This is a genomic window from Burkholderia sp. AU16741, from assembly GCF_002223345.1.
GTDB lineage: Bacteria > Pseudomonadota > Gammaproteobacteria > Burkholderiales > Burkholderiaceae > Burkholderia > Burkholderia sola.
Map to the genome: position 1 here is coordinate 541,781 of NZ_NKEZ01000005.1, position 26,228 is coordinate 568,008.

Annotated in this window: 23 protein-coding genes and 1 pseudogene; 1 reads left to right on the forward strand and 23 read right to left on the reverse strand. The window is 64.9% G+C overall.

The window, feature by feature from the left end:
- Positions 1-44 precede the first annotated feature (44 nt).
- From CFB89_RS15755 to CFB89_RS15765, 3 genes are read right to left on the reverse strand one after another with little or no spacing between them, the layout of a single operon-like run.
- Positions 45-788 carry a YoaK family protein gene (locus CFB89_RS15755; protein WP_089468658.1) on the reverse strand — a complete coding sequence of 248 codons (744 nt, stop codon included), beginning with the start codon at positions 786-788 and terminating at the stop codon, positions 45-47.
- 58 nt (positions 789-846) lie between these two features.
- A complete protein-coding gene (locus CFB89_RS15760) occupies positions 847-1,374 on the reverse strand; it encodes a chromate transporter (RefSeq protein ID WP_050014278.1) in 528 nt (175 codons plus the stop codon).
- Positions 1,371-2,039, reverse strand: coding sequence for a chromate transporter (locus CFB89_RS15765; RefSeq protein ID WP_089468659.1), 669 nt, complete (start codon positions 2,037-2,039; stop codon positions 1,371-1,373). Before CFB89_RS15765 ends, CFB89_RS15760 begins: the two co-directional genes overlap by 4 nt.
- A 96-nt stretch (positions 2,040-2,135) precedes the next feature.
- Between CFB89_RS15765 and CFB89_RS15770 the strand changes: the two genes are divergently transcribed.
- Entirely contained in the window at positions 2,136-3,020 is an 885-nt protein-coding gene (locus tag CFB89_RS15770; protein ID WP_089468660.1) for a transcriptional regulator GcvA, read from the forward strand.
- Positions 3,021-3,153: 133 nt separating this feature from the next.
- Here the strand turns inward: CFB89_RS15770 and tssF are convergent, their stop codons facing one another.
- The 20 genes and pseudogenes from tssF to flgE all read right to left on the reverse strand — a co-directional run bounded on the left by tssF (position 3,154) and on the right by flgE (position 26,218).
- A complete protein-coding gene (gene tssF / locus CFB89_RS15775; RefSeq protein ID WP_089468661.1) occupies positions 3,154-5,031 on the reverse strand; it encodes a type VI secretion system baseplate subunit TssF in 1,878 nt (625 codons plus the stop codon).
- Between the two features lie 4 nt (positions 5,032-5,035).
- Positions 5,036-6,175: a hypothetical protein gene (locus CFB89_RS15780; RefSeq protein WP_089468662.1), complete on the reverse strand. Its 1,140-nt coding sequence runs from the start codon at positions 6,173-6,175 to the stop codon at positions 5,036-5,038.
- A gap of 11 nt (positions 6,176-6,186) precedes the next feature.
- Positions 6,187-6,447: a PAAR domain-containing protein gene (locus CFB89_RS15785; protein WP_089468801.1), complete on the reverse strand. Its 261-nt coding sequence runs from the start codon at positions 6,445-6,447 to the stop codon at positions 6,187-6,189.
- A gap of 69 nt (positions 6,448-6,516) precedes the next feature.
- The gene (locus CFB89_RS34255) at positions 6,517-7,008 is read right to left on the reverse strand and encodes a hypothetical protein (RefSeq protein WP_144030112.1); all 492 of its coding nucleotides are present in this window, start codon (positions 7,006-7,008) and stop codon (positions 6,517-6,519) included.
- A gap of 9 nt (positions 7,009-7,017) precedes the next feature.
- Entirely contained in the window at positions 7,018-8,088 is a 1,071-nt protein-coding gene (locus tag CFB89_RS15790; RefSeq protein WP_256979677.1) for a DUF6708 domain-containing protein, read from the reverse strand.
- A gap of 18 nt (positions 8,089-8,106) precedes the next feature.
- Entirely contained in the window at positions 8,107-10,347 is a 2,241-nt protein-coding gene (locus CFB89_RS15795) for a T6SS effector BTH_I2691 family protein (protein WP_306427128.1), read from the reverse strand.
- The gene (locus tag CFB89_RS35340) at positions 10,280-10,675 is read right to left on the reverse strand and encodes a toxin VasX (protein WP_256979679.1); all 396 of its coding nucleotides are present in this window, start codon (positions 10,673-10,675) and stop codon (positions 10,280-10,282) included. The genes CFB89_RS15795 and CFB89_RS35340 overlap by 68 nt, the downstream gene beginning before the upstream one ends.
- Positions 10,676-10,715: 40 nt before the next feature.
- On the reverse strand, positions 10,716-11,468 hold the full coding sequence (locus tag CFB89_RS15800; RefSeq protein WP_256979680.1) for a DUF4123 domain-containing protein: 753 nt from the start codon (positions 11,466-11,468) through the stop codon (positions 10,716-10,718).
- 11 nt (positions 11,469-11,479) lie between these two features.
- A complete protein-coding gene (locus CFB89_RS35345) occupies positions 11,480-12,061 on the reverse strand; it encodes a DUF2345 domain-containing protein (protein ID WP_256979685.1) in 582 nt (193 codons plus the stop codon).
- 78 nt (positions 12,062-12,139) lie between these two features.
- Positions 12,140-14,020, reverse strand: a pseudogene (locus CFB89_RS15805) (type VI secretion system Vgr family protein); the annotation flags it as partial.
- A gap of 486 nt (positions 14,021-14,506) precedes the next feature.
- Positions 14,507-15,814: a solute carrier family 23 protein gene (locus CFB89_RS15810; protein ID WP_089468664.1), complete on the reverse strand. Its 1,308-nt coding sequence runs from the start codon at positions 15,812-15,814 to the stop codon at positions 14,507-14,509.
- 271 nt (positions 15,815-16,085) lie between these two features.
- Positions 16,086-17,327 (reverse strand): flagellar hook-associated protein FlgL, encoded by a 1,242-nt coding sequence (gene flgL / locus CFB89_RS15815; RefSeq protein WP_089468665.1) that lies wholly within the window; start codon positions 17,325-17,327, stop codon positions 16,086-16,088.
- Between the two features lie 22 nt (positions 17,328-17,349).
- The gene (flgK, locus tag CFB89_RS15820; RefSeq protein WP_089468666.1) at positions 17,350-19,350 is read right to left on the reverse strand and encodes a flagellar hook-associated protein FlgK; all 2,001 of its coding nucleotides are present in this window, start codon (positions 19,348-19,350) and stop codon (positions 17,350-17,352) included.
- Positions 19,351-19,543: 193 nt separating this feature from the next.
- Positions 19,544-20,299 carry a flagellar brake protein gene (locus CFB89_RS15825; RefSeq protein ID WP_069621009.1) on the reverse strand — a complete coding sequence of 252 codons (756 nt, stop codon included), beginning with the start codon at positions 20,297-20,299 and terminating at the stop codon, positions 19,544-19,546.
- A 218-nt stretch (positions 20,300-20,517) separates the two neighbouring features.
- Positions 20,518-21,501, reverse strand: coding sequence for a flagellar assembly peptidoglycan hydrolase FlgJ (flgJ, locus tag CFB89_RS15830; RefSeq protein ID WP_089468667.1), 984 nt, complete (start codon positions 21,499-21,501; stop codon positions 20,518-20,520).
- The gene (locus tag CFB89_RS15835; RefSeq protein ID WP_089468803.1) at positions 21,502-22,659 is read right to left on the reverse strand and encodes a flagellar basal body P-ring protein FlgI; all 1,158 of its coding nucleotides are present in this window, start codon (positions 22,657-22,659) and stop codon (positions 21,502-21,504) included.
- A gap of 5 nt (positions 22,660-22,664) precedes the next feature.
- A complete protein-coding gene (gene flgH / locus CFB89_RS15840) occupies positions 22,665-23,354 on the reverse strand; it encodes a flagellar basal body L-ring protein FlgH (RefSeq protein ID WP_034208600.1) in 690 nt (229 codons plus the stop codon).
- 21 nt (positions 23,355-23,375) lie between these two features.
- Positions 23,376-24,164 carry a flagellar basal-body rod protein FlgG gene (gene flgG, locus CFB89_RS15845; RefSeq protein ID WP_006477564.1) on the reverse strand — a complete coding sequence of 263 codons (789 nt, stop codon included), beginning with the start codon at positions 24,162-24,164 and terminating at the stop codon, positions 23,376-23,378.
- Between the two features lie 34 nt (positions 24,165-24,198).
- Positions 24,199-24,957 (reverse strand): flagellar basal-body rod protein FlgF, encoded by a 759-nt coding sequence (gene flgF, locus CFB89_RS15850; RefSeq protein ID WP_050014265.1) that lies wholly within the window; start codon positions 24,955-24,957, stop codon positions 24,199-24,201.
- Positions 24,958-24,976: 19 nt separating this feature from the next.
- A complete protein-coding gene (gene flgE, locus CFB89_RS15855) occupies positions 24,977-26,218 on the reverse strand; it encodes a flagellar hook protein FlgE (RefSeq protein ID WP_089468668.1) in 1,242 nt (413 codons plus the stop codon).
- Between the last annotated feature and the right edge of the window lie 10 nt (positions 26,219-26,228).

Sequence of the window (26,228 nt, forward strand, 5' to 3'; positions counted from 1 at the left end):
TTGAAGCTTGCCGCCTGCCCGCCTGCCCGCCTGCCCGCCTGCCCTCAGGCCGTTTGCGTCGCCCCGTCGCTGCCGCCCGCGTCGCCGTTACCGCCCTCGCCGCCCGCATCGCCGTTCCCCGCGCGACGCCACGCGCGCCGCACGATTTCCGCGAACGCGCCGACGAGCAGCAACACGGCGCCCCACAGCGCGACGTCCGGCACGAGCCGCGTCACGAGGCCGCCGACCACCGCGCCGCCCAGGAAACAGAAGCTGATCGTCGCGAGCAGCGCCGAGTCGTGCAGCGCGCCCGCGTCGTAGCGCGGAATCAGCCCGACGAACAACTTCTGCGCGGCGCGCCGCAGGTTGCCGGTCGTCATCACCGACGTGTACGACAGTTCCTCGAGATGGGTGAACGACAGCGTCTGCAGCGTCGCGACGAACGAGATGCCCGGAATCAGCCATGCGCTCGACGCGCCGACCAAGCCGCTCGCGGCCACGCCGAGAAACGCGATTTCGACGATCAGGCTCACGAACGCGGTATGCCGCATCCAGCCGCGTTGCGCGGCGAGGCCGAGCAGGTGCGCGACGAACACCGCGAGCACGAAGCCGCCGAGCGGCGGCACGTGATGCAGCGCGGCGGCCCATTCGCCGGCCGACAGGTTGATGCCGAGCAGCGCGACGTTGCCGGTCATCGTGTTCGCGAACACGTGGCCGTGGCCGACGTACGTGTACGCGTCGAGGTAGCCGCCGGACAGCGTCAGCAATGCGGCGACGGTGAGATTGCGGCTGGCGCCGTCGAGATCCATCGATCCTCCCGTGAAAAGTCGCGCCAGTATCGCGCACGGGAGGCCGGTTGTGCGCCGCTCACTGCCCGATGCCCGTGAGCCCGATCAGCGCGCCGCCCGCGAGCAGCCATAGCGGATGGATGCGCGTGCGCCACGCGAGCACCGCGCATGCGGCCGTGATGCCCCACTGGATCGCGGTGCGGTTCGACGCCTCGGAAATCAGCACCGCGCTCGCCGCGACGAGGCCGGCCGTCACCGGCATCATCCCCTGCTGCACGTAGCGGCGCCACGGCCGGTCGCGAAAGCGCTCCCACGCATGCAGCGCGAGCACGGTGACGATCGACGACGGCCCGAACTTCGCGACCGACGCGACGAGCAGCCCGGCCCAGCCGGCCACGTGCCAGCCGACCAGCGACACGATCATCATGTTCGGCCCCGGCGCCGCCTGGGCCAGCGCGAACAGCGCGGTGAACTCGTGCGCGCTCATCCAGTGGTGCACGTCGACGACCTGCCGCTGCATCTCCGGCAGGATCGTGTTGCCGCCGCCGAACGCGAGCAGCGACAACTGGCTGAAGATCGTCGCGATGGCGATCAGCGTGTCGCTCATGGCCGGCGCTCCTGTTGCGTGTGGGGCGAGTCGTGCGAATCGTGCGCGCCTCGCGCGGCGTTCGGCGCCGGCCGCGGCGTGCCGGCCTCGCGACGGCGCGACGCGAGCCAGATGCTGACGGGCGTGAGCACCAGCATCGTGGTCAGTAGCGGCAGTCGCAGCACCGCGATCGCGACGAACGCGAGCGCCGCGATGCCGGCGGCCGTGCGCGGCGCCCGCAGCAGCGGCGTCGCGACCTTCACGGCCATCGCGACGAGCAGGCCGGCCGCCGCGGCGGCGAGCCCCGCGAACAGGTGCTGCACGTGCGGATCGTTCTGCGTCTTCGCGTACAGCACGCCGAGCGCGACGACGACGAGCGTCGGGCCGGCGATCAGCCCGAGAATCCCGGCGAACGCGCCGGCGACGCCGCGAAAGCGCATGCCGACGGCGACCGACAGGTTGATCACGTTGCCGCCCGGCAGGAACTGGCACAGGCCGAGCAGATCGGTGAATTCGTCGGCGGAGAGCCACTTGCGTTCGTCGACGATCGTGCGCCGCGCGAACGGCAACGCGCCGCCGAACGACATCAGGCCGAGCGACAGGAAGCCGGTGAACAGCTCGGCGAGGCCGACGCTGCGAGGGGGCGCGGCAGGCGGCGGCGAGGCGGGCGGAAAAGCGGATTGCATGGGGCTCCTCATCAAACGGTGAACCGAGGTTACCGCCGTTCAGGATTCCGGCAAAACGATTTTATCGGCGCGCCCTTGTGATCTAGAATCACAAGTATGGCACGCGATCTCCCGCCCTTTTCCGCGCTTCGGGCCTTTGAAGCCGCGGCACGACATGAAAGCTTCAGCGCCGCCGGCGACGAGCTGCATGTGACTCACGGTGCCATCAGCCGGCAGATCGCCGGGTTCGAGGCGTGGCTCGGCAAGCCGGTGTTCCACCGCTACGGCAAGCGCGTGAAGCTCACCGACGAAGGCCGCCGCTACCTGGATACGGTGCGCGCGGCGTTCGACAGCATCGCGCACGCGACCGAGCAGTTGCGCAACACCGGCGCGGCGCGCGTGCTGCGCATCAACGCGCTGCCGACCTTCGCGATGAAATGGCTGCTGCCGCGCCTGTCGCGGTTCCAGCGCGACGTGCCGAACGTCGAGCTGAAACTGTCGACGTCGAACGCGCCGCTCGACACGCTGAACGGCTTCGACGTCGCGATTCGCCGCGGCCCCGGCCACTGGCCGAACTGCACGAGCGGCCACTTCCTCGACGAAAGCGTGATTCCGGTGTGCAGCCCCACGCTGCTCAAGCGCGCGCCGATCACGCGCGCGGACGATCTCGCGCGACACGTGCTGCTGCATTCGGATACGCGGCCGGAAGGCTGGCGCGACTGGTTCGCGGCGGCCGGCGTCGCGATGAAGGGGCGCAAGCGGCAGTCGTTCGACCACTTCTATTTGGCACTGCAGGCGGCCGTCGACGGGCTGGGCGTCGCGCTCGGCCCGCTGCCGCTGATCGACGACGAGCTCGCGAGCGGGCGCCTGGTGATGCCGCTCGACGGGCCGCGCATCGCGACGCGCAGCTACTGGTGGATCGCGCCGGGCGCGCCGGCCGACGATCCGCTCGTCGCGCAGTTCTGTGCGTGGCTGCAGGGGCAGTCGAATACCGGGGCGTAATGCAAGCGACCGGCGGCAAGCGCGCGGCGGCGTGGCGCTGTCGGCCCGGGTCAGACGACATGCGGCCGACCGCTTGGTCCGGGATGAGTCGGACCATCGCGCCGCCTCATGACGAGAATCCCGGCCGATTCGTTCAGATCAGCGGCTGCGTACCAGGCATGGCCGCGCCTCGCGTCAGTTCCCGGCCGGTCTGCGCCGAACGGACCACCAGTTGAACATAACTGTTCGTCGGCCCGTACGGCGCGAAGAACCGTTCGAGCAGTTTCGTGAACACGATCAGGCTGACTTCGCGCAGCGCGGATTCGTCCAGCCACAACATGATTTCGATGCCGCGCACGAACGACGGGAACTGATTATCCAGCGACATCCATTTCATTGCCGGCTTGTAGTCCAGATCGGTAATCGCGTCGATGCAGCGCTGCGCGAGCGGCGTCGTGCGCACCGCGTGGAGCCGCAGGAATGCTTTCAGCCCCGACAACCCGTCTCGTGTCAAGTCCAGCGGATGCGGCGATAACGTCGACAACACGCGCCACAATGCGCCGTTGCCGCGCGGCAGCTCGGCCGTCAATGTCGGTCGGGTGATCAACTGGATCGGACAATCCAGCGCCTTGCTTTCGAGCAGCAAGTCACCCACCGGATTGCCGATCGGCAAGCGTGCCGGCAGGTCACGATTCGTCACCGTCGTCACCACATCGATTTGAGGCAGGTTTGGCCGGACCGATTGTCCGTCCAGGCCGACCAGCGACAGCATCATGGTTTGACGACCGGGCGATCCCGCGTCGCGATCACGAAACGCAACCCAATAGACCGCCGCCGAATCAGCGCGTGGATCGTGATTCAGCGCCTGATACGGTCGCACCAAGGTTCTTGGCCGATCACTGTCGAGCGATACGTCCTCGTCTTTGTCCTTCTTGCGGGATAACTCGCCCAGATAGACCGCGTCGACCGAATACACACCGAGCGGCGAATGCTTCGTCAGTCGCACGGGCTCAACGGGGTAGGCGTCCAGCCCCTTCAACACAATGGGCTGGGCCGGTTGAGAAAAGAGATTCACAACCGGCGTGCAAAACAGCGTGAACGCCGTTGCATCGAGCGACGCAAGCGCCAGCGCAGCGACCGAATCGGAGGGCGTATCGCGCAGTACGACATGCAGTGTCAGTTCTCGCGCGTCAGGGGCGCTTGCTGCACGCCGCACGCGGCCGAAGTCGAGATCGACGAAATCGAACAGCTCGGGAAACGCGAAGTATTCCAGCAAGTAGCGGTAGGTGGTCGCGGTGCGGCTGGTGGTTCGGTCACCCGGCAGCAAGCGATCGTTATCAGCGAAACCGACCGGCTCAAACGGCACCTTCGATATGGCCCGCCAGCGCCCGCATTGATCGACCTCAACATACGTGGCGGCCGCGCGCAGCAGCAAAGCATCCAACAGCGACGAGACAAACGGCCGCTCGCCAGAGAGGTAGACACGTATGGGGCCGTCAGCAATGGCCGCCGTGAACGGACCGGCGGCCGACGTGAAACTGATCGACAGCACGCCAGTCGCGTCGGCGGGCAATCTTACGGCCGACGGAGCCAGCGTCGTCGGTGCATACCATGCGGAGCGGATTTGCAATGGCGAGATGGTCACGTCGTAGGCCGACCGGAATCGCACCGGGGCCGTACGTGCATTCAACTCCACGCCACGCGGCACGACGACAGGCTCGGTCAGTTGACCAACGATCGCCCGTGGTTCGAATCGGGCAATCGCGCACGATGGCACGGTTCGCAGATAGTGCGGGTGGACGACCTCGAGCAGTGCCTCGGTGAATTCGGGATAGTCGTCGGCCAGCTTCGAATCGAGGTGCGCGGCAAGAAACGAAAAGGTCTGAATCAGACGCGTCACATGCGGATCGTCGGTCCGGCCGCTCTGGATGCCGAGCCGAGCCGCGATCTTTGGATAGCGGATCGCAAAATCGCCCAGTGCCCGCGCGAACAACCCGAGTTCGTATTCGTAATGCGACAGCAGGTGATCCATTCAGCTACAGCCCCGGTCGGTCAGGACGCACTAGCGTCGGGCCGACGAAGATAAGTTTGCGCAATGCCGCTTGTGGGCCGTATGGCGGCATCCGGAAGTGCGGCCGCCGCCAGTGGCCGCTTACTTCCCGTTGTACGCTGTCCGATGGGACCGATCCGGCCGCTTCGGCGTCGAGAATCGCGGGGCCGACGACGTGGCGATCGTAGAGCTGTTCGATTTCGGCGAGCCGTTCCGTGCGCTTACGCTTGCCAAGTCCCGGAAAGTGTCGCGGCGCGTTCGAATAAGCGCGATCATGGACGACCTGCGCATCACGTGTGTTGAGGTACAACAACATCTTGATCGCGTAGTCCAAGGCGTCGCGCCAGAACCGCTGAGCGTCAGGCGGATCGGGCGTTCCGTCAGCCGCAGGCCGCTGGAACAGGTCGTCCACCAATTCACTGATCGTCTTGTCGGGGTCTTCCAGCGGCAGCGTAATCGAATCCATCGTCGCACCGTCATCAGGGCCGCCGGCCATGAGCCATGTCGCAAACCCGATCGACCGATCGTTCTTGAAGATCGCGATCGCCTCGATGTCGCCGGCCTGCTTCCAACGCGTGGGTTCGGGAATGATGCAGAGCGTGTCGGTCGGCATCTTGAGCATGCCAATCGGCACGTCCTCTGCGATATAGGCGGCGTCAAGCAGGCGGTGCAGCGGCGGGGTCGGCTCGTAAAACGCCCCGTTGCGTACCTCTAACGCGAGCCACACGGCGCTGTACTGAGCGACCCCGGCAAGTACGTCGGCTGGGCGGCCGTCAGCGCCGTGTGGCAACAGCTCCCGTGTGAAGCGATCGAAATAGCGCGTCAGACGCAGGATGCCATGCGAGCGCAGCATTTCGGTGAGCGTCGGCGACGCCACGCGATCGGTTGCGGCCTGCAGCGCGTCCCACGCGGCGAGCGCCCCTGTGACCCGATAGCGGACCGGTCCAGGCAAGCGAGCGAGTTTCGGATCGGTAACGGCGTCGCCCGAGCGCATCAGCGCAGTCACGAGCCGCTGACGAATGCCGGCGCGCAGCGCTTCACGTTGAGCATCGGATATCAAGACGAGGGTACGTGACGCCGCCCCCGGCAAAGTTACTTTTTCCACCCGACCGACCGAACCGCTCATGCGCGATACCTCTATTCAAGCGACGAGATCAGTCGCGCCCCGCACTCCGTCAGATCGTCGTGAAAGGCGACCGGCGTGCCGTGATGGTCGCGCGTGCTGTTTTGCGGAATGATCCTGAACTGCCCGCCGCACTTTGGACACCATGCCAGGTGATCCTTCAGCGCTACGGGCACGCCTAGTGCCGTCAGATCGTCGCTCGCGGTGATGACTTCGCCGCCGTGCGTCGTCTTATCGTGCAAGCGGATCACACCGCGTCCGTTTTCATCCTTCATCATCCTTTCCGCATCGTTTCCATTGTCATGCTGTCGAACCAGCGAGACCCGATTGGCACTGCATCTTGGTCAATCGTCGCTCTTTGGAGCGACTCCGCTAAAAGTCTTAGGATGCTGAGCATTGGCGCAGACTCGATTCCATCCGGAAAATTCAAACGCGGTCGCGTACCTACCTCCACTGCTTCCATCACGAATCCCATAATTCAACTCAGGCTTCTCCAGATTGAGCGGGCCATAGCCGGCGAAAGAGGGATCATCGGAATGGGCGACATAGATAAAGCGCACTCGACTTGGTTTGCCATCCTGGTTCTTGTAGGTGGCGTATCCACAAATGAACGTGCGCTTGTCGTTCGGCGTTTGACTTATTCCATGCAAATCGGGAGTGCTTTCGTATAAGTCGGAGAACTCGATGTCTCCGTCATCGGACAATGCTGCCCGAACCGCTTTTTCCGCCGCATCGTATTTTGCAGACGCACTTGGCGTGCATCCGACGAACAATGTAAGCGCGGTAGCTAGCGTTGCTACGATTCGCCTTTCTGTCATGCCCGAAACCCTCGTCATCAATCACCGTCAGCTACGGGCAGCCGCGTGCATCATGTTGGCATTGGGATTCTCGAGCCAAGCTGCTGCATACGTTCCACCATCAGGTTCTCCCACCCAGTCTTCGACCCGTGCTTTCGGATCATTCGGGTACTCGCCGCGCTGCTGGGCCAGCACGGTGTCTCCCCATCCGACTGGCGTTCCGGAGCGGGGTTCCGCGTAAAGGTCATCGGGCGCGATCACGGAGATTTGCTCGATCGCAGCGGGCCAGACGGGTTCGCGGCAGGTTGCATTCGCAAGGATTCGCATGACGGTGAAAACCAGAATCAGCGGCATCAGCAACAGACGAATGAAGACCGGCGCACGCATCCCGAAGCTATACAGCGAAAACAGGAACGACTCACGCGGCGTCTCATGCTGCGTGTGAAACAGCATCGGTTTGGGCAAACCGTTCGGACCATCGTTCATATATGCGCACCAGTAGTTCCACTGCGCGAGCGCCATTTCGACCTGCGGCTTGCCGGTCCATTCGCGGCCGATCGAGAACACGTGAGTGACATTGCCGTCGTCGTCGACCGTATAGTGTCGGATGTGGAAGATCGTGCCGAAAGACGTGTCCTCGCGGTGCAAACAGAAAATCGAATCATCTGTCCATGGCACCTCCCAAACGACGTCACCCTCGCCGGGCTTCGCGAAAAATCGGCGTGCACGAATCGCAAAGAGTTTGCGGGCCTCACGGTGAAAACGAATTGGGCGATGGCGTAGACCAAAGAACAGGCCTCTTCCAAGTTTCCAGACTATCGAACCGAAAAGGGCCACGGCCGCAAGCGCTAAGCAGTTCATTATGAAATCGCCGGACTCCCCGTTCGCATGCGTCAGAACATAGACGTATGGCCCGATGCCTATGCACAGGAAAGCGAGCAAGACACCAGTGACAAACCATTGCTTTTCGAGAAAAGACGGCTCGATCACGTCCATGTAGGTTGAATTGACGCTGAACGTCGAACCAAAATCTTGGACACCTGGACCGACGGATCGATTGATCGGCAAGCGATGCGCCAGATCCCAATCCGGCACAGGCCTGCCAGTGCACTTCTTCATGACACGCTCATCCATATTTCAACCTCCTGCGGCCGAGGTGAACGCCTTGAGTTCCGCCTCAAGCGAATCGTAGTGTTCGCCCGTGCCGAATTTGCAGCGTGATACCCAGTCTTTGAGTGCTGATGCCTTGAAAATCGCAATCGCGATACCGACCATAATCGAGAGGATCAAAACAGGCCAGAAGAGGGGCAGACTGAAGAGTGCTGCGGCGGCTGCATATGCCCCAAGAATTCCACTTGCCAAATAAAGCTTGGCGAGATTCTTTTCACCGTTACTCCACGCTTCAGGCATATTCTTGAAAATGTCATAGCCGGCCAAAAAGATGCCTGCGGCCGCGCCGAGTCCACGGCCAAACTTTACGCCAACCTCAGCGCCGCTCTGGGAAACGCCCCACGCCTTCATGAGATACGCTGACAACGGATGCACCGGCGTTTTCACTACGGTTTCCGACGAGTATTCGACGAGAGTTCCCATGATCGCAACAATCGCAGCAAGGCCCTTCATTGTGGTTTCGTTTCGATTGAACTGGTCCCGATCTTTCCAATCTAGGGCAGCAAACGTGATCGTCGCCATCTGAAAGATTACAGTCACCACGCCCAAATTGAACTCGGTCGACGAATTGAGCCATTTCTTTGCTGAGTCCACCCCAGGAACTTTAACGGCCTTGATCGCGCTGGCCTCCAGCTTCCCGTCCCGGACCAGGGCGTCGACGTCCATCTCGTAGGCGACGATATTCGGATCACTCGGTGGTGCCGTCCTCAGGACCTGCTTCCCGACTTGGGTCGCCAACGCGCGCTGTTCGGTCCGGTTGCCATCCAGTTTGACACCCAACTCCCGGGCTTGCTGTAAAGCCCAATCGCGAATGGCAAGCTTGCTGACTTGTGACGGTTTGAGTCGAACACCGGACTGAATCGCCAGACGGATGGTCACGAAGCCGAGTGCAGTCCCCCGTGTGGCCTTCGTGAGTACGCCGACGATCTGATTGGCGGTCGTCACGATGAGCCGATCGCGCAGGTTGGCCGCGTTGCCGAGTTTTTCGATCTTCTTGAATGCTTCCTTGTAGAGATTCAGGAAGTTCTCATACTGGATATCGGAACCGTGCACCTGTGCATCCGCCGCCTTCATCAGCGTGTCCTGATTGAACATCAGGGCGCGCACGTACAGATTACGGATACTCGAAGCCTGGCCGTTCAGCCAGTCATCGAGCACTTTCTTGCAAGCCTCGGTGCCGACAGCGGCACCAATGGCCTGTGCGCACGACTCACTGTACGCGTAGCCGCTCCGAAGATCCTGCGAATCGTGAACACCAGCCATCCATTCGGCGAGCAATTGCGACTTGAGCCAATCCGCATGCGCTTGCACTAGCGGCTGCCATTTCGGCTTAAAGGCGTCGAGCGCTTGCTGATACTCCTCCGGGAAGCGTTTCAACGCCTCTTCATCGAGTACGCTGGTTCGCTTCCCATCGGGACCGATCTTGAATGCTGCGTCCTCCCACGCCTCGTTCGCTGCATCTTCCTGTGTTGCGGAAACGTTCTCGGTCTTTCGGTCTTCCTCCTTCATCGCCTGGTCAAGACTTCCCGTCCTAATCCAGGAGCGCATCACATGGAAAAAACCAATCGCATCCGGCGCGATTGGTGCGCCGACCTTCATATTGACCGCATTGGCGTCTGCGATGGTTTTCGACGTTCCATAGGTCAGTCCGGTAACCGCCTTCGCATTCGCTCGGATTCCGGCTTCAGCGCGTTCGAGCAGTTGCGCCGAAGTCCACTTCCAATACATCTGTTCGTCGAAACCGTTGTTCAGGTTGGGAACCGTCAGTTCCGCGAGATCGTTAGTGAGGCCGACAGGGTCGTTGACCGCGACCACAAAACCTTTCTTGTTCGGAGATTCAGCCATCGCATCACCGATGCGTTTTGCGACATTGCGCTGACGTAGGCGAATCTCGTCCTTGGGCGCGCGGTTGCTAAAGCCAAACGCAGCCTTCATCGCCTGAGCATCCATAGCGAAATGCGCGATCTTGCTCTGGGTGGCTTGAAATTCGCCCGTATCGGTCGCACCCCCGGCCAGCATCGCGGGAACGTTGATGCACTGCATATGCTGCTTGCGCCAAACGGGATCATTGATTTTGTTGTGTACGAGGTCCTTGGTCCATCGCACATTCGACCAGCCAATCCAGAGGTTGGTCGCTTCGTCACTTCCGGGCGTGTGTTCGACGCTCACGCAACGGCCAAACGATTCGAAAGCCAAGTCTCCGTTCATCGCGCAGCCTTGAGTAAGCGCGTTCTCCGCGTCGCCCGGTGGCGGTGTCACGTCCGGGGGGGAAACTCCACATGATCCCGTCGTCAAGAACCATATAGGCGGCCAGCTTCTTCCGCTTCTCGTCGTACGTGTACAGATAGCCAGGGCGCAATGCGCGCAGCGTGTACTTGGCGGTGGCAACGGCCTGAGGAGCGCGCCCGTCGATGCGAAAATTGCCGGACAGATCCGGCGCTTTGGACGCGCCACGTGGACACGCGATCGCGTATCGGACGGGATAGATCAGCAGCGACTGGCGATCGCAAAGCGGACAGCCTTTAGTGGTCGGCATGGGTTGATCCTCGGAATTTCATGGTATGGAGTGACGGCCTTTATTCGGTCAGGAAAGCGTGCCGCATACGTTGAACCGCATCGTTGACAAGCTCATCGGTAGCCATCGCGTCCTGTCCGCCTGCCGAACACAATATCTGATCGAGCGCGGCCGGCAACTGTGCTGCCTGATCGACCGACAGCGCCGGTAGCCGCCGGCGAATCCGGTCGGCGATCTCGCTGCGATTGATGCGTGGCCACTGGTCAGGGCGCGGCCAGCCGAGCGGTTGATCGTCTGGCTGCACAATTTCGGCACCTAGGCCAGCGATGCGCCAGCGATGGCCGGCCCAAGCGAAGCACCATTCGTGGACGGGTCCCAAGAGGGCCAGCAGCTGGGTCGGATCGAACACCTCCAGCGTGAGGCTCAAGACACGCGGATCGTAGTATCGCCAGAACACTGGCTGCCCGTCCTCGCCGGGACCAACCAGATACCGCGCGATGTGTTCCGCAAGCGCATCGGCATCCACGGCGCTGTCTATCCATGCGCAAATTGCGGGCGGTCGTTCAACCTCCGGTTCCTCTTGCCATCGTTCGGTCGCAATCCGTCGCCCCTCCCAATCGAGGGCGGCGAGGTCGATCAACCGTGGCATCAGTTCTTCGCGATGGGCCAGCACGCGTGGGGTGCAGGCACGCATGTCGAACGCGGCCAGATCAGGCACGTGCGCGAGGGTCGCAGGCTCTACCAGCAGGAACCCGGTCGTCATCAGTTCCTGACGATCGGGTGCGGGCTGCATCGGATGCGCAGGCGTTTTCATTCGGTCATCCATCAGGCGAGCGCGATCGACGCTTGGCCAGTTTGTGCGGCACCGTCAGCCAATTGCGAGCACAAGTCCGAACCAGGGAACTGCGCCGGCATGCTCTGCGGGCCCACCGTATCGTGACTGCCCGCATGAACCTTGTTTTCACCGGGCGTATAACCGACGATGCCTTTCGCGCTGACTTCGAGCTGGCTGTTGCCGGCGGTCAAGCGAATGCCCTGCTTGGCGGTGATGTTGATCCAGTCCGTCGTGCTGATGATCGACAATACCTTCTTCGCCAGCAGCTCCAGCTCGTCGTTTTCCGCATGCACCTGCACCTTGCCGCTCGCCGCAATCAGCTTCATGCCCATCTTGTGCACGAACAACGAAAACTTGTCGGATACGCTGGCGAAAAACGATTTGCCTGTCGCAACCGACATGCTTTCCCCGGCCGTGACCGCTACGTGCTGGCCGCCCGTGACGTGCGCCGTTGCAGGCGTCGTGACGGCGATGCCAGCCGCGCCAGCCAGCAGCAGGTGCGCTTCGTTGAGTTCCGGGAATTCGCCCTTGTCGCTGCTGCCCGTCGCACCCGCGCCCTGGATACCCTCCACCTGCGATTTCAGCGCGTCGGCGATCGGTGTCTGGTCCGCGCCGCTGTCCTGCGCCTGATAGTGCTGCGCGAGCTTGCCGAGCTGACCATGTAACGCTTGCGCCTTGCTGAGCCGCGACGCCGGCTCGCTCACATCCGAAAGGTGCCCCTGCGCGGCAGGACGGACCTCGGTGCTGATCACCATACCCTTGCCGGTGCGGATCGCGCCGACCTCATCGGTGCGCAGCTCGAAGCCCTCGCCCCGAGCGTCCTTGCGCCCCTGCCAGTCTTCGATGCGCGTGATCTTGCCCAGCGAAAGCTGGCTCGCCGCATGGTCGGACCGGAGCTGTGCCTGAATGGCGTTCGCCGTGTCGTCGAAAATCAGGTGATTGCTGCGGCCGGACGACGCGTTGCCGTCTGCGCCGTTCAGTTCCCGGCTACGAATGCCCATCAGCGCATTCTCATCCGGCAGCTTCCACGACGGCACGTTGCGCGCGTTCATCACGCGGCCCGTGATAATGGGATGGTCCGGATTGCCGTCGAGCCACTGCACGATCACTTCGGAACCAATGCGGGGCAGCGCCGCCATCCCTTGGCCGCCGCCGGCCCAGCCGCTGGCAACTCGCACCCATGTCGAGTACTTGCCGTCACGATCCCAGTGGAATTGCACCAGCACGCGGCCGTGTTCGTCGGTATGAATGCTCGTGCCCGACTGGCCGACGACGGTCGCTGTCTGCGGTGCGAGGATTTTCGTGTCAACGCTGTTGAAGCCGCGCCCGGGCCGCCACGGCGTCGCCTTGGGAACGCACGTGAACTCGTTGCGGTATTCCGCGAGTACGCCCGTATCCTGCAAATAGTTGTTGGTCGCCACGTGCCGAACCGCGACGATCAGGTATTCATCGTCGCTCTGATCGCGGCTCAGCGCCTAGCCGTAACGATCCGTCAGTCGGAACCAGCGCCCCGGCTGTACGAAGCGATTGTTGCCCTTCGCGTCGAAGTGCCTGATCGTCGCCTCGATTTCCTCCATCCGGCGATTGGCGATCTGGTATCCGTGCTCCATGTTGCGATACCCGTATGCACCGGCATACTCGTTCCATTCGAGATGCGGCAGCGCGGTTTCGGGATTCAACAGACTCGTTTGAACGTGGGTCGGCGTCGGGCTCTTAAAGTCGAAACGGGAGAGTTCCGTATGTGTCGACGTGGTCTGCTGGAACGGCGACCAGCTCAGAATGCTGTCCGACTCCTCCGCACCCATGCCATTGTGAAAGCGGATTTCATGACCCTTGCCGTCGATCGCGGGTGCCGGACGCGTCGGGTCGGAAACGGTCAGTTTGTGCGACGTGGCCGTGTGCTCGTACCAGTACAGATAGCCCGCATGCTCCCAGCGCCGATGAACGTAGTTGTGATCGTCTTCATCGAACTGGCAGGCCATCGTCATGCGCGGATCGTCTTCGCCGACGTGCCATGCCCATTCCGGCAACACGCCGTAGTCCTGAAAAACCGTCGCTGTCTGGTCGTGCAGGTTTTGGTCGAGGAACAGGCGATTGTGCTGGCTGTACTTCAGGTAACGCAACCACGGGCCCGCGTGCGCCTCGTAAAAAACCCAGCCGCCGTCCGTGCGAACGTGCCGAAACGCGAAGATATGACCATTGAAATATCGCTGGCTTCCGTCACCGCGCGCCAGACTGATCGTGACGCGCTTGCCGATGAAATCTTTCGGTGCAAGGTGATCGTTATCCGACAGGATTTCGATCTTGTACGCGAAATCCTTCGATAACGCTTCAACCGCCTCGAATGCATTGGGCAGCAGGATTTTGTAAGGCGCGTTATCGTCCGGAAAGCTTATTTTCACTTGCCGGTTGTGTTGCGGGCCCAGCGCAAGGTCTCTCAGGGCTTGTGCCGTGTTCTGCATTGTTCTTGTCCCTCGATCCGGGCGCGCAATGCTGCCGGGCCGCCCGTGCACCCTGGAATACGCCTGCATCGGGGGGCGGGTCGTGCTCGCGCCCGTCCCGACGTGCAGCGATAAGCTCAGACGTATACCACAAAGCCTCTCGAAGGCACACGGGGAAAACTGTCAGGAATATTGAACGAATGGCGGTCGCGTGTAGTGAAAGCGAATGCCATATGCGCCGACATTGAATTCTTCATTGGGTGGGACACCGACGACCTTGTATCCGATACCGTTACTAATTGTGAAGTTAATAAAAACCGTGGCGCGCGAGAACCGCTGAGATATTTTCACCGACCTGACAGCGTTCGAAATGCAGCGGAGCCAGGCAGCACCACGACGATTTCAACGCAATGTTGCAATCAAGAGCCGGCGCATCCGTTGGCAGCAAATCGGGACCTGTTGGGGATCCCTTTCGATATACCTACACGGCGCAGGCGTCCAAGAGAACGCGCGCACGCCGCATGGGCTTACCGTTCATGTAAGCCCGCAGGCGGCATTGCACCGCCCGCTCCCGAATCACACCACCGGCCCCGGCTCCTTCTCCTTGCGCAGGATCGCGTACAGGATGATCGCGCCGAACGTCGCGGTGCCGATCCCGCCGAGCCCGAAGCCGCCGATCTTCAGCGAGAAGTCGCCGGCGCCGAGCACGAGCGTGACGGCCGCGACGATCAGGTTGCGGTTGTCGGAGAAGTCGACCTTGTTGACGACCCAGATCCGCGCGCCGGTCACCGCGATCAGCCCGAACACGACGATCGACACGCCGCCGAGCACGGGGCCGGGAATCGTCTGGATCACCGCGCCGAACTTCGGCGAAAAGCCCAGCCCGATCGCGATCAGCGCGGCGACCGCGAACACCAGCGTCGAATAGATCCGCGTGACGGCCATCACGCCGATGTTCTCCGCGTAGGTCGTCACGCCCGTGCCGCCGACGCTGCCCGATACGATCGTCGCGAGCCCGTCGCCGATGAACGCGCGGCCGACGTAGCGGTCGAGGTTGGTCCCCGTCATCGCGCTGACGGCCTTGATGTGGCCGAGGTTCTCCGCGACCAGGATCACCGCGATCGGCGCGAGCATCAGCATCGCGTGCGGATCGAACACCGGCGCACGGAAGCTCGGCACGCCGAACCAGGCGGCCTGCGCGACGATCGCGAAATCGATCGGCTTGCCGAGGCCCATCCCGTTGGTCGCGATCGCGTAGATCACGTACGCGATCACGAGCCCGACGAGGATCAAGAGGCGCTGCATCATCCCGCGCGCGAACACGGCGACGCCGCCGACGCACAGCACCGTGACGAGCGCCATCACCGATTCGAAGGTCGAGCCCGACACGCCCTTGACCGCGATCGGCGCGAGGTTCAGCCCGATCACCGCGACCACCGCGCCGGTCACGACGGGCGGCATCAGCGTCTCGATCCAGCGCGTGCCGATCGCCTGCACCAGCGCGCCGAGCGCGACGTATACGACGCCGCACGCGACGATCCCGCCGAGCGCGACCGGAATGTTCGGGTTCGGGCCGCTGCCGCCGTAGCCCGTCACCGCGATCACGAGGCCGATGAACGCGAAGCTCGAGCCGAGATAGCTGGGCACGCGGCCGCCCACCAGCACGAAGAACAGCAGCGTGCCGATGCCCGACATGAAGATGCACAGGTTCGGGTCGAAGCCCATCAGCAGCGGCGCGAGCACGGTCGAACCGAACATCGCGACGACGTGCTGCACGCCCATCGCGACCATCTGCGGCCACGCGAGGCGCTCGTCGGGGCCGACCACGCGCGAGGCCGCGCCGGTCGGTTGGACCCGCCAGCGCGGGAAGTAGGAATCGGACATGGGGAAAGCGCTCCTGTCGGTCGTCGGTCGCCGGCTGCGAAGGATGCGCCGGTCTGGAATCTGGCGCGAGTTTACGGAGCGGAAATGGGGCTGGCAAGCGAACCGGCGGGCGGGGCCGGCCAAACGACAACGCGGCAGGCCGCGCGAGAGAACCGGTGCGCGACCGCGCGGCCCCGGCGAAGCGCCCGTCCGCGCACGATGCGCGGCTGGCGGCGGCAAGCGCCGGCCGCGAAGTAAGCATGCGCTCACATCGCGGCCGGCGCCGCGTGCATCACGGATTGATGTACTGGAACAGCGACAGGTTCTGCAGCTGCACGTACGCCTTCTGCGCGCCGGTCAGCGCGTTCTGCACCTGCAGGTACTGGCTGATCGTCGTGACCATGTTGGTGCTGGTGAGGTCCGTCAGGTTGCTGGTCGTCTGCAGCGACGCGGTCTGGGTAACGGCCTGCATCGCCTTCACTTCCTGCTCGCGGCCGCCGACGGATGCCTGGATCGTCGTCACGTTGCGCATCGTGTTGCCGACCTTGATCGACCCGGTCATCAGCGCGTTCTTCAGCGACACGGCCGCGACAGGGTTGCCGGTCACCGGCATCTTCAGCGCCGCGATCGTCGAGTCGAGCGTCGAGAAGATGTCGGCGCCGCCGCTCGCCTGCGGGCCGGGCGTCACGGCGAACGTATCGCCGGTGCTCGGCGTGCCCGATACGGCCACCGTCATCCCGCTGCCGAGCGCGATCGACGCACCCGACGTGTAGGCCTGCGCGGGCGTCGTGGTCGGCGGCTTGGCCGAGCTGTCGGTCACCGTGTAGGTCGGCGCGGCGGGCGTGCCGCCGAACGTGATCGTGAAATGGTGATCGTTGGTCGCGGCGGACGGGTCCGTCACCGTCACCGCGCCGATCGCGCCGGTGCCGACGTTGCCGGCGCCGGCCGACGGAACCTGCGCGCTGCCGAGCGACGGCACGGACATGAACACCGCCGAACCGGTGTCGCCCTGCGACACGCTGCTCGAATCGGCGATCTGCACCTGGCGCGTGCCCGAGTCGCCGACGTAGCTGATGCTGCCGTTCGGGCTGGCCGTGAACGGCGCCGTCGAATTGTTCAGGCCGGCGAACAGGTAATTGCCGGCACCGTCGTTCGAGTTCGCGAGCGTCACCAGCTGGTCGCGATAGCCTTGCAGCTGCGTCGCGAGCGCCGAGCGGTCGCTGTCGGCCAGCGAGCCGTCGCCGGCACGCACGAGCAGCGTCTGCACGCCGGTCAGCACGCTGCTCACGCTCTGCAGCGCCTGGTCCTCGGCCTGCAGCGACGCGAGCGCGGTCGTCTGGTTGGTCGCGTACTGCGACAGCGTCGCCGACGTCATCGACAGCTGCACGGCCTGCGCCGCGCCGACCGGGTTGTCGGCCGGCGTCTGCAGGCTCGTGCCGCTCGAAATCTGCTGGTACAGCTGCGCGAGCTGCGCCTGCTGATCGTTCATCTGTGAAACGTTCAGCTGGAAGAACTGGGCGCTGGAAATTCGCATCGCTTCTATTCCTCGAATCCGGTCAGTTGAACAGGCCGAGCACGGTCTGGAACAGCGTCGCCGCCGTCTGGATCACTTTCGCGTTCGCCTGGTAAAGCTGCTGGTACTGCATCAGGTTCGCCGCTTCCTCGTTCTGGTTCACGCCCGACACCGACTGCTGCGCGGTCGTGATCTGGCCGACGAGCGAGGTCTGCGCGGCGCTCGACGACTTCAGCTGGCTCGCCGTGTTGCCGATCGCGTTCACGTAGTTCGCATACGCGCCGGTCAGCGTCGTCGTGCCGCCGCCGAGCGCCTTCGCGGTGACGAGCTGCGACAACGCTTGTGCGTTGGAGCCGTCGCTCGTGCCGCCCGCGTACGGTCCGATCGTGAACGTGTCGCCATCCGACGGCGCGCCGGACAGCGTGACGGTCACGCCGTTCATCACGCCCGCCGGAGCCGGCTGCGTGGTGCTGTTGATCGTCAGCTTCGCGCCGGCCGTCGCGTTGTACGGCACGCTGTCGGTCGGGCTCGTGATCGTCACCGAGGTCGGCGGGGTGCCCGCGATCGTCACCGTGGTGCCGGCCGGGAAGCCCGACAGCGACTGCGACGCCGCGTCGTAGGTCAGCTTGGTCGGCGTCGTCGGCACCTGGTAGCCGGCGCTCACCGCGCCTTGCGTGATCTTTGCCGTGCCGATGTTGGTTTTCGATGCCGCAGCGACCACCGGCGACGCGGCCGCGATCGCCGAGCCGCTCGTGGTCGCGAGGCCGAAGCCGGTCAGCGCGCCGCGCGTCGGCAGCACGGTGAACTGGTCGCCGGCATTCATCGCGCCGGACGAGAACGAGAAGTTCAGCCCGCCGAGCGAGACCGGCATCGGACCCGCCTTCTGGTCGACCACCGACCCGCTCGCGCGGTCGGTCAGCGTGTAGTTCGTGCCGTCGTACGACAGCGTGTAGTCGCTCGTCGTCGGCTGCGACGCACTGGCGAACGACACGGACAGCGACGCGTTGCCGGTGTTGCCCTGATTCGAATAGACGGTCGGGTTCGTCACCGTGAACAGGTCGCCGCCCGGCTTGCCCGCCAGATCGACGCCGAGCGCGTTCTGCGCGTTGACCTGCGCGGCGAAGCTGGTCGCGAGCGCGCCGAGCTGCGCCTGGGCCGGGTCGAGCGTCTGACGGCGGAACGCGAGCAGGCCGCCGAGCGTGCCGCCCGACAGCGACGCATCCGGCAGCGCCTGGTTCGGCCCCTGCGGATTCGCGCCGGCGATGCCCTGCGACACGACGGTGAGCTCGCTCGGATCGGACGGCGACGTGACGGTCGCAAGCTGGTAGCTCTTGTCGGCGACGACGAGCGGCTGGCCGCCCGCGAGGAATACGCTGTAGCCGCTGTCGTTGCGCACGACCTGCACGCCGGCGAGGGTCGACAGGTTCGACACCGCGAGATCGCGCTGGTCCATCAGCTGGTTCGGCGGCTGCCCCTGGCTGCTCGCCGCCGAGATCTGCTGGTTCAGCTGCGCGATCTGCGCGGTGTACGTGTTGATCTGCGACACGGTGCTGGTGAGCTGCGTGTTCACGCTCTGGCGCAACGCGTCGTATTGCTGGCCCGCCGCCTTCAGCTGGTCGCCGAGAATCTGCGCGTTGCTGATCGCGGTCTGCCGCACCGACGGATCGGACGCATTGTTCGCGACGTTCTGCAGCCCGGTGAAATAGCTCGTGATCGCGGTCGAGATGCCGGCCGTCGGGCTGCCGACGTAGTTGTTCAGCTGCGCGACGAGCGAATACCACGTCGACAGCGCGCCGCCCTGCGTCTGCGCGCCGTTCAGCTGGTCGCTCAGGTACTGGCTGTACTGCCGCTGCACGGTGACGGTGTTCACGCCCTGCGGCATGTAGCCGCTGCTGGTGTACTGCCCGCTCGCCTCGGCATAGACCGGGCGTTCGACCGAATAGCCCGGCGTCGCGGCGTTGCTGATGTTCTGGCCGGTCGTCGTGAGGCCCCAGAGCGCGGCATTCAGGCCGCTGACGCCGAGGTTCATGAGTGTGTTGGACATGCGCGATCCTGATGAGCCGGCCGCGCTGCGGCCGCCGGGTTGCGTGACTCCCGGTATAACGGCCGCGGATTGAAAAAATTGAGGAAAAAATGCACGCGCGGCGCACGGGCGTGCGTCGCCGCTGGAAGCGCCCGGCGCAAGGCGCCGGCGGTGCTGCGCGGGCGGCCCGCGGGGGGCGCCGGCCGGATGCGCGTCAGGCCCGCGCGAGCGAGCGGCGCTTCATTTCGAGCTGCGTGATCAGCCGTTGCAGCGTGTTCTCCGCGCTGCCCGGCAGCGACATGTAGCGAAAGCCGAGCTGGTAGCGGCGCGACCCGTTCGGCATCTGCGTCGAACGCTGCGACACCAGTTGCAGGTCGAGCGACAGCTTGCCGTGGCCGGTCAGCTCGAGCTCGACGTCCGGCAGCAGCGTGCCGACCTCGAGCGCCTCGACGCGCTCATCCGCCGTGCGCAGCCCCACGCCGCCGAGCGACAGGTTGTGCACCTCGAACAGGAAGCTTTCGCCGTCCGGCAGCTTGCCGCGGCACAGGAACGGATCGACGATCGGCGCGTCGACGCGGAAATATTCGCGGCGCTGGATGCACACCAGCACGTCGGGGAAATCGGCGACGAACGCGGGCAGCCCCTCGTAACGCGTCTCGCGCGGCGTGCCCGTGGTGAATTCGACGCGCACGCCCTCCGGCGCGGCCGCGAACGTGCAGTGCGACGCGCCGAGGATGCCGGCGTTCTGCTCGGACAGCGCGCCCCAGTCGAACGTGAACGTCCGCGCGCCGACGTCGACCTCGAGCAGACGCGTGACGAGCTGGCCGCCCGGGTACTGGACCGTCAGGAAATCGCCGCGGTTCACCAGGTTGCGCAACTGCACGCCGATTTCCAGCGGATTGCGGCGGGCATAGTCGGGCCCGGAGTGGCCTGCATCCAGGCTGGGGTCCGTCGACGTTTCGATATTCATGGCTAGCCGGTCTTTCTTGTCATGGGCGCCCGGGGCAACCGGTGCGCAATAAAACCGGGCCAGAACGGGGGCCCGGTCGCAGGTCTCTCACACTTAGCGGCAGTGCTGACCGAAAGTTTAGATCGAAACGGCGATTTATTTCTCGCAAACGTTGAAACCGCGCGCGGCAAGGTGCCGGGCGCGGTCCGAGGGGGGCCAACCGGTGGCGGGCGCGGCCGTCAGCCGATCTGCTGCATGATCGAGATCAGCTTTTTCGCGTAATTCGGGTCGGTGGCGTAGCCGGCCTTCTGCATCCCGTGCGCGAAGCCTTCGACGCTGCGGCTCGCGCTCAGCACACCCGCGTAGCGCGGGTTGTTCTTCAGCAGGTTCGCGTAATCGGTCATCGCGTGCTCGTACGAGTCGTACGCACGGAACTTCGCGACCACGCGGCGCGGCGTGCCGTTCACGTATTCGGTGGTCAGCGCCGACACGGTGCGGCCGGTCCAGCCCTTGTTCGCCTTGATGCCGAACACGTTGTAGCTGGTCGAGCCGTCCGTCGCGCGGATCTCGCGCTTGCCCCAGCCCGATTCGAGCGCGGCCTGGCCGACGATGAAACGCGCCGGGATGCCGGTCGTCGCACTGGCCGCCTGCGCGGGGCCCGCGAGCCGGTCGACGAACGCGTCCGCGCCCTGCACGCCGCGCGCGCCCTTGAGCGGCGGCGTCAGCGCGCTGTCGGCCGAGTAGCCGCGCGCGCCGGCAAGGCCGCCGTTGTTCGCCGCGTTCGCATAGGCCTTCGCCATCGCGTTCATCGCGGCGAGGCTGCCTTCGTTGCCGGCCGTGCCGAGGCCGCCGGCGCCCATGCCGCCCGCGCCGACGTCGGCTGCCGTGTCGCTGCCCGCGCCGGCGCCCGCATTGCGCAGCAACTGCTTCATCAGCGCATCGGCGACGCCGATTCCGTGCTTCGACATCTGCTGCGCGAGCTGCTGGTCGAGCATCGACGTGTACATCTTCGACGTATGCGAATCGAACAGCCCGCCGTCGGGCGACGCGTCGCGCATGCTCTTGAGCATCATCTGCGTGAACATCGCGTCGAACTGGCCGGCGACCGCCTTCGCGCCGGCCTGCGGCGATTGCTTCGCCTGCGCGCGCAGCGCGTCGAAACCCTGCACGTCGAGCGCGAAGCGCTGCGTGAGGTCGTTTGCGTTGGGGAGCGTGGCTGCCATTTAGATCACCTCCAGGTCGGCGCGCAGCGCGCCGGCCGCCTTCATCGCCTGCAGGATCGACATCAGGTCCGCGGGCGTCGCGCCGAGCGTGTTCAGCGCCTTCACGACGTCGGCGAGATTCGCGCCGGCCGTCACCATCTTCAGCGCGCCGTTGTCCTGCTTCAGCTGGATCTGCGACTGCTGCGCGACCACCGTCTGCCCGTTCGAGAACGGCCCCGGCTGCGACACCACCGGCTGCGTGTTGACGACCACCGACAGGTTGCCGTGCGCGACCGCGCAGCTTTGCAGCGTGACCATCTGGTTCATCACGATCGAGCCGGTGCGCGCGTTCAGGATCACCTTCGCCGCGGCCTTGTCCGGGCTCACGTCGAGGTTCTCCAGGCGCGCCATGAACGCGACCTGCTGCGCGGAATCGGCCGGCGCGGCGAGCTGGATCGTGCGGCCGTCGAGCGCCGTCGCGGTGCCCGGGCCGAAGCTCGCGTTGACCGCGGACACGATCCGCTGCGCGGTGCCGTAGTCCATGTCGTTCAGTTGCAGCTGCAGCACGCCGTTCATCTGCGCGACCGCGTTCGGCACCGAACGCTCGACGATCGCGCCGCCGACGATCCGGCCGGCCGCGAGCTGGTTCACCTGCACGCGGCTGCCGTTCGCGCTGGCGCCCGCGCCGCCCACCGCCATGTTGCCCTGCGCGAGCGCGTACACCTGGCCGTCCGCGCCCTTCAGCGGCGTGAGCAGCAGCGTGCCGCCGCGCAGGCTCTTCGCGTTGCCGAGCGACGACACGGTCACGTCGAGCGCCTCGCCCGGCCGCGCGAACGGCGGCAGCGTGGCCGTCACCATCACGGCCGCGACGTTCTTCAACTGCATGTTGTTCAGCGACGACGGGCCGCCGTTGGCCGAACCGTTGTTGATCGAGATGCCGAGGTTCGCGAGCATGTTCGCGAGCGTCTGCGTCGTAAACGGCGTCTGCATCGTCTGGTCGCCGGTGCCGTCGAGGCCGACGACGAGGCCATAGCCGATCAGCGGGTTGTCGCGCACGCCCTGGATCTGCGCGAGATCCTTCAGGCGTTCCGCGTGCGCGGGCGCGGCGCCGAGCGCGCACGCGGCCAGCACGCACGCGAGTGCACGAAACGACAGGCGGAGGAAAAGAGGCAGCTGCATCGTCATCACCACGGCGCGATGTTGAGGAAGAAGCGCTGCAGCCAGCCCATCGTCTCGGCTTCGTTGATGTAGCCCTTCGACGAGTATTCGATCTTCGCGTCGGCGACCTGCGTCGAGTAGACGGAGTTCGCGCCGGAAATCGTGTTCGGGTTGACGACCCCCGAGAAGCGCACGAATTCGTTGCCCTGGTTGATCAGCATCTGCTTCTCGCCGCTGACCACGAGGTTGCCGTTCGGCAGCACGTTGGTGACGGTCACGGTGATCGTGCCGTTGAACGTGTTCGCCGCGCTCGCGCCGCCGGTGGCCGCGAACTTGTTCGCGCCGGTCGCCGACAGGTTCGCCTTCGCGAACAGCCCGCCGAGGAAGCCGGCCGTCGGCACGTTGAAGTCGGTGTTGCCCTGCCGGTTCGTGTTCGCGCCCGACGACTTGGTCGCGTTGATGTTCTCCGCGATCATGATCGTCAGGATGTCGCCGACGTTGCGCGGGCGCTGATCCTCGAACAGCGGCCGCCCCGCGTAGCCGGGGTTGTAGATCGAGCCGGGCGCCTGCATCGACATCGGCATCGGCGGCTGCGCCGTCATCGGCTGCTGGATGATCGGATCGCGCGGAATCTGCGCGCAACCGGCGAGCGCCGCCACCGCGACCGCGCAGGCGGCGCGGACGGTGGCTGACGAGGGGAGGCGAACCTGCTTCATGGCTGCGACGGGACGTTCCGGTTAGCTCTTCATCTGCGTGACGGTCTGCAGCATCTGGTCGGACGTCGTCACGGCCTTGCTGTTGATCTCGTAGGCACGCTGCGTCTGGATCATGTTGACGAGTTCCTGCACGACGTTCACGTTCGACGCCTCGACGTAGCCCTGGTTGAGCACGCCCGCGCCGTTCAGCCCCGGCTGCGACACGTTCGGCGCACCCGACGACGTCGTTTCCGCGAACAGGTTCTCGCCCTTCGCCTCGAGGCCGGTCGGGTTGATGAAGGTCGCGATCTGCAGCGAGCCGATCTGCACCGCGTTGCTCGAGCCCGGCTGCGTGACCGACACGACGCCGTCCTTGCCGATCGTCAGCGACTGCGCGTTCTGCGGCACGGTGATCGCCGGCAGCACCTGGTAGCCGCTCGACGTGACGAGCTGGCCCTGCGCGTTGGTCTGGAACGAGCCGTCGCGCGTGTACGCGTTGGTGCCGTCCGGCATCAGCACCTGGAAGAAGCCCGCGCCGTTGATCGCGACGTCCTTCGAGTTGCCGGTCTGCGTGAGGCCGCCCTGCGTGTACAGGCGCTCGGTCGCGACCTGCTGCACGCCGGTGCCGAGCTGCAGGCCCGACGGCAGCTCGGTCTGCTGCGTCGAGTTCGCGCCGGGCTGGCGGATGGTCTGGTACAGCAGATCCTCGAACACCGCGCGCGACGCCTTGAAGCCGTTCGTGCTGGTGTTCGCGAGGTTGTTCGAAATCACGTCCATCTGCGCCTGCTGCGCATTCATGCCGGTCGCGGCGATGTAGAGCGAACGATTCACTTGTCAGGTCTCCTGCGTGGGCTGGCGCGGGCGCTCAGCTGAAGTTGAGCAGCTGGTTGGCCGTCTGCTCGTTCTGGTCGGCCGTCTGGATCAGCTTCGACTGCAGCTGAAACGCCCGTGCGTTGTCGATCATCGCGACCATCGCGGTCACCGGGTTCACGTTGCTGCCTTCGATCGAATTCGGCGTGACGACCACGTTCGGATCGGCGTCGGCCGGATTGCCGTCGGCGGTGCGGAACAGCCCGTCGTTGCCGCGCGTGAGGGTGGCCGGATCCGGATTGACGAGCTTCATCTGATCGACGATCGCGACCGCGGTCGGCGGGTCGCCCGGCATCAGCGCGGACACCGTGCCGTCCTTGCCGATCGTCACTTCCGCGTTCGGCGGCACCGAGATCGGGCCGCCGTTGCCGACCACCGGCAGGTTGCTCGCGTTGACGAGCTGGCCGTTCTCGTCGACGTGCAGGTTGCCGGCGCGCGTGTACGCCTCGCCGCCGTCGGCCGTCTGCACCGACAGCCAGCCCGCGCCCTGCACCGCGACGTCGAGCGGATTGCCGGTGCGCGTGATCGGACCCGGCGCGTAATCGGCGCCGGGCGTCGACGCGAGCACGTAGGTGCGCGTCGTCGTCGGGTCGATGTTGCTGCCGTCGCCGAAATTCATCGGCACCGCGCGATACGTCGCGAGCTGCGCGCGAAAACCCGTCGTCGACGCGTTCGCGAGGTTGTTCGCGACGATCGCCTGCTGGTCGAGCGACTGCGACGCGCCCGTCATCGCCGTATAGATCAGTCGGTCCATGGCTGCCGGTTGTCCGCGCTTACAGGTTGATGAGCGTCTGGTCGACGGTCTGCTGCGTCTTGATCGTCTGCGCGTTCGCCTGGTAGTTGCGCTGCGCGGTGATCAGGTTGACGAGCTGCGAGGTCAGGTCGACGTTCGAGTTCTCGAGCGCGCTGCCCTGCAGCGTGCCGTGGTTCGTGCTGCCCGGCGCCGACACCTGCGGCACGCCCGACGCCGCCGATTCGGCGTACTGGTTGCCGCCGAGGTTCACCAGCCCGTTCGGGTTGTTGAAGTTCGCGAGCGCGATCAGGCCGAGCACGGCGGTCTGGCCGTTCGAGTAGTTGCCGGTCAGCTTGCCGTCGGAGCCGATCGAGTAGGTGGTGAGCGTGCCGCTCGCGTAGCCGTCCTGCGCGAGATTGTTCACGCCGTCCTTGCCGCCGTACTGCGTCGTGCCGGTCAGGTCGAGCGTGAGCGCTTGCGGCGTCGCCGAGCCGTCGGTGTTCGGCACGGTGAACTGGAACTGGCCGAGCGACGCGGTCGGCGCGGCCGGCGTGCCCGTCGTCGTGCTCTTGATCGCACCCGACGTATCGAACGTGATCGTGCCCAGATCGGTCGTCGTGCCGCCCTGGACGCCCGCGTACGCTTCCCACGTGCCGGCCGCCGACTTCACGAAGTACATGTTGACCGCCTGCGAGCCGCCGAGCGAGTCGTACACCTGGATCGCCGTCGAGTAGTTGTACGTCGTGTTGTCGGTCGCGTTGAACGGCGTCTTGGCCGGCACCGTGTCCTGCGAGTTCAGGTTGAACTGGCCGATGATCTTGGTCGTCGCGGTCGGCGCGATGTTGTTGGTCGGCGCCTGCAGCGGCACGGTCTGCGCGGTGTTGATCACGCCGCCCGCGTTGGCCGCGTAGCCCATCAGGTTACGGCCCTGCGCGTCCACGATGAAACCGTTCTTGTCGCGCTGGAACGTGCCGTCGCGCGAGTACGTCGTCACGCCGTTGTTCGACATCTGGAAGAAGCCGTTGCCGTTGATCGCGACGTCGAGCGACGAGTTCGTCGTATTGATCGTGCCCTGCCCGAAGCTCTGCTGCACCGAATTCAGCGCCGTGCCGATGCCGATCTGCGTGTTGACCGTCGTCGCGACCGAGTTCGCGTACATGTCGGCGAACTGCGCGGTGCTCGACTTGAAGCCGACCGTGTTCGCGTTGGCGATGTTGTTGCCGATCACGTCCAGCGCGTTCGATGCGCCGGCGAGGCCGCTCAGACCCTGTTGATAACCCATTTCGTTCTCC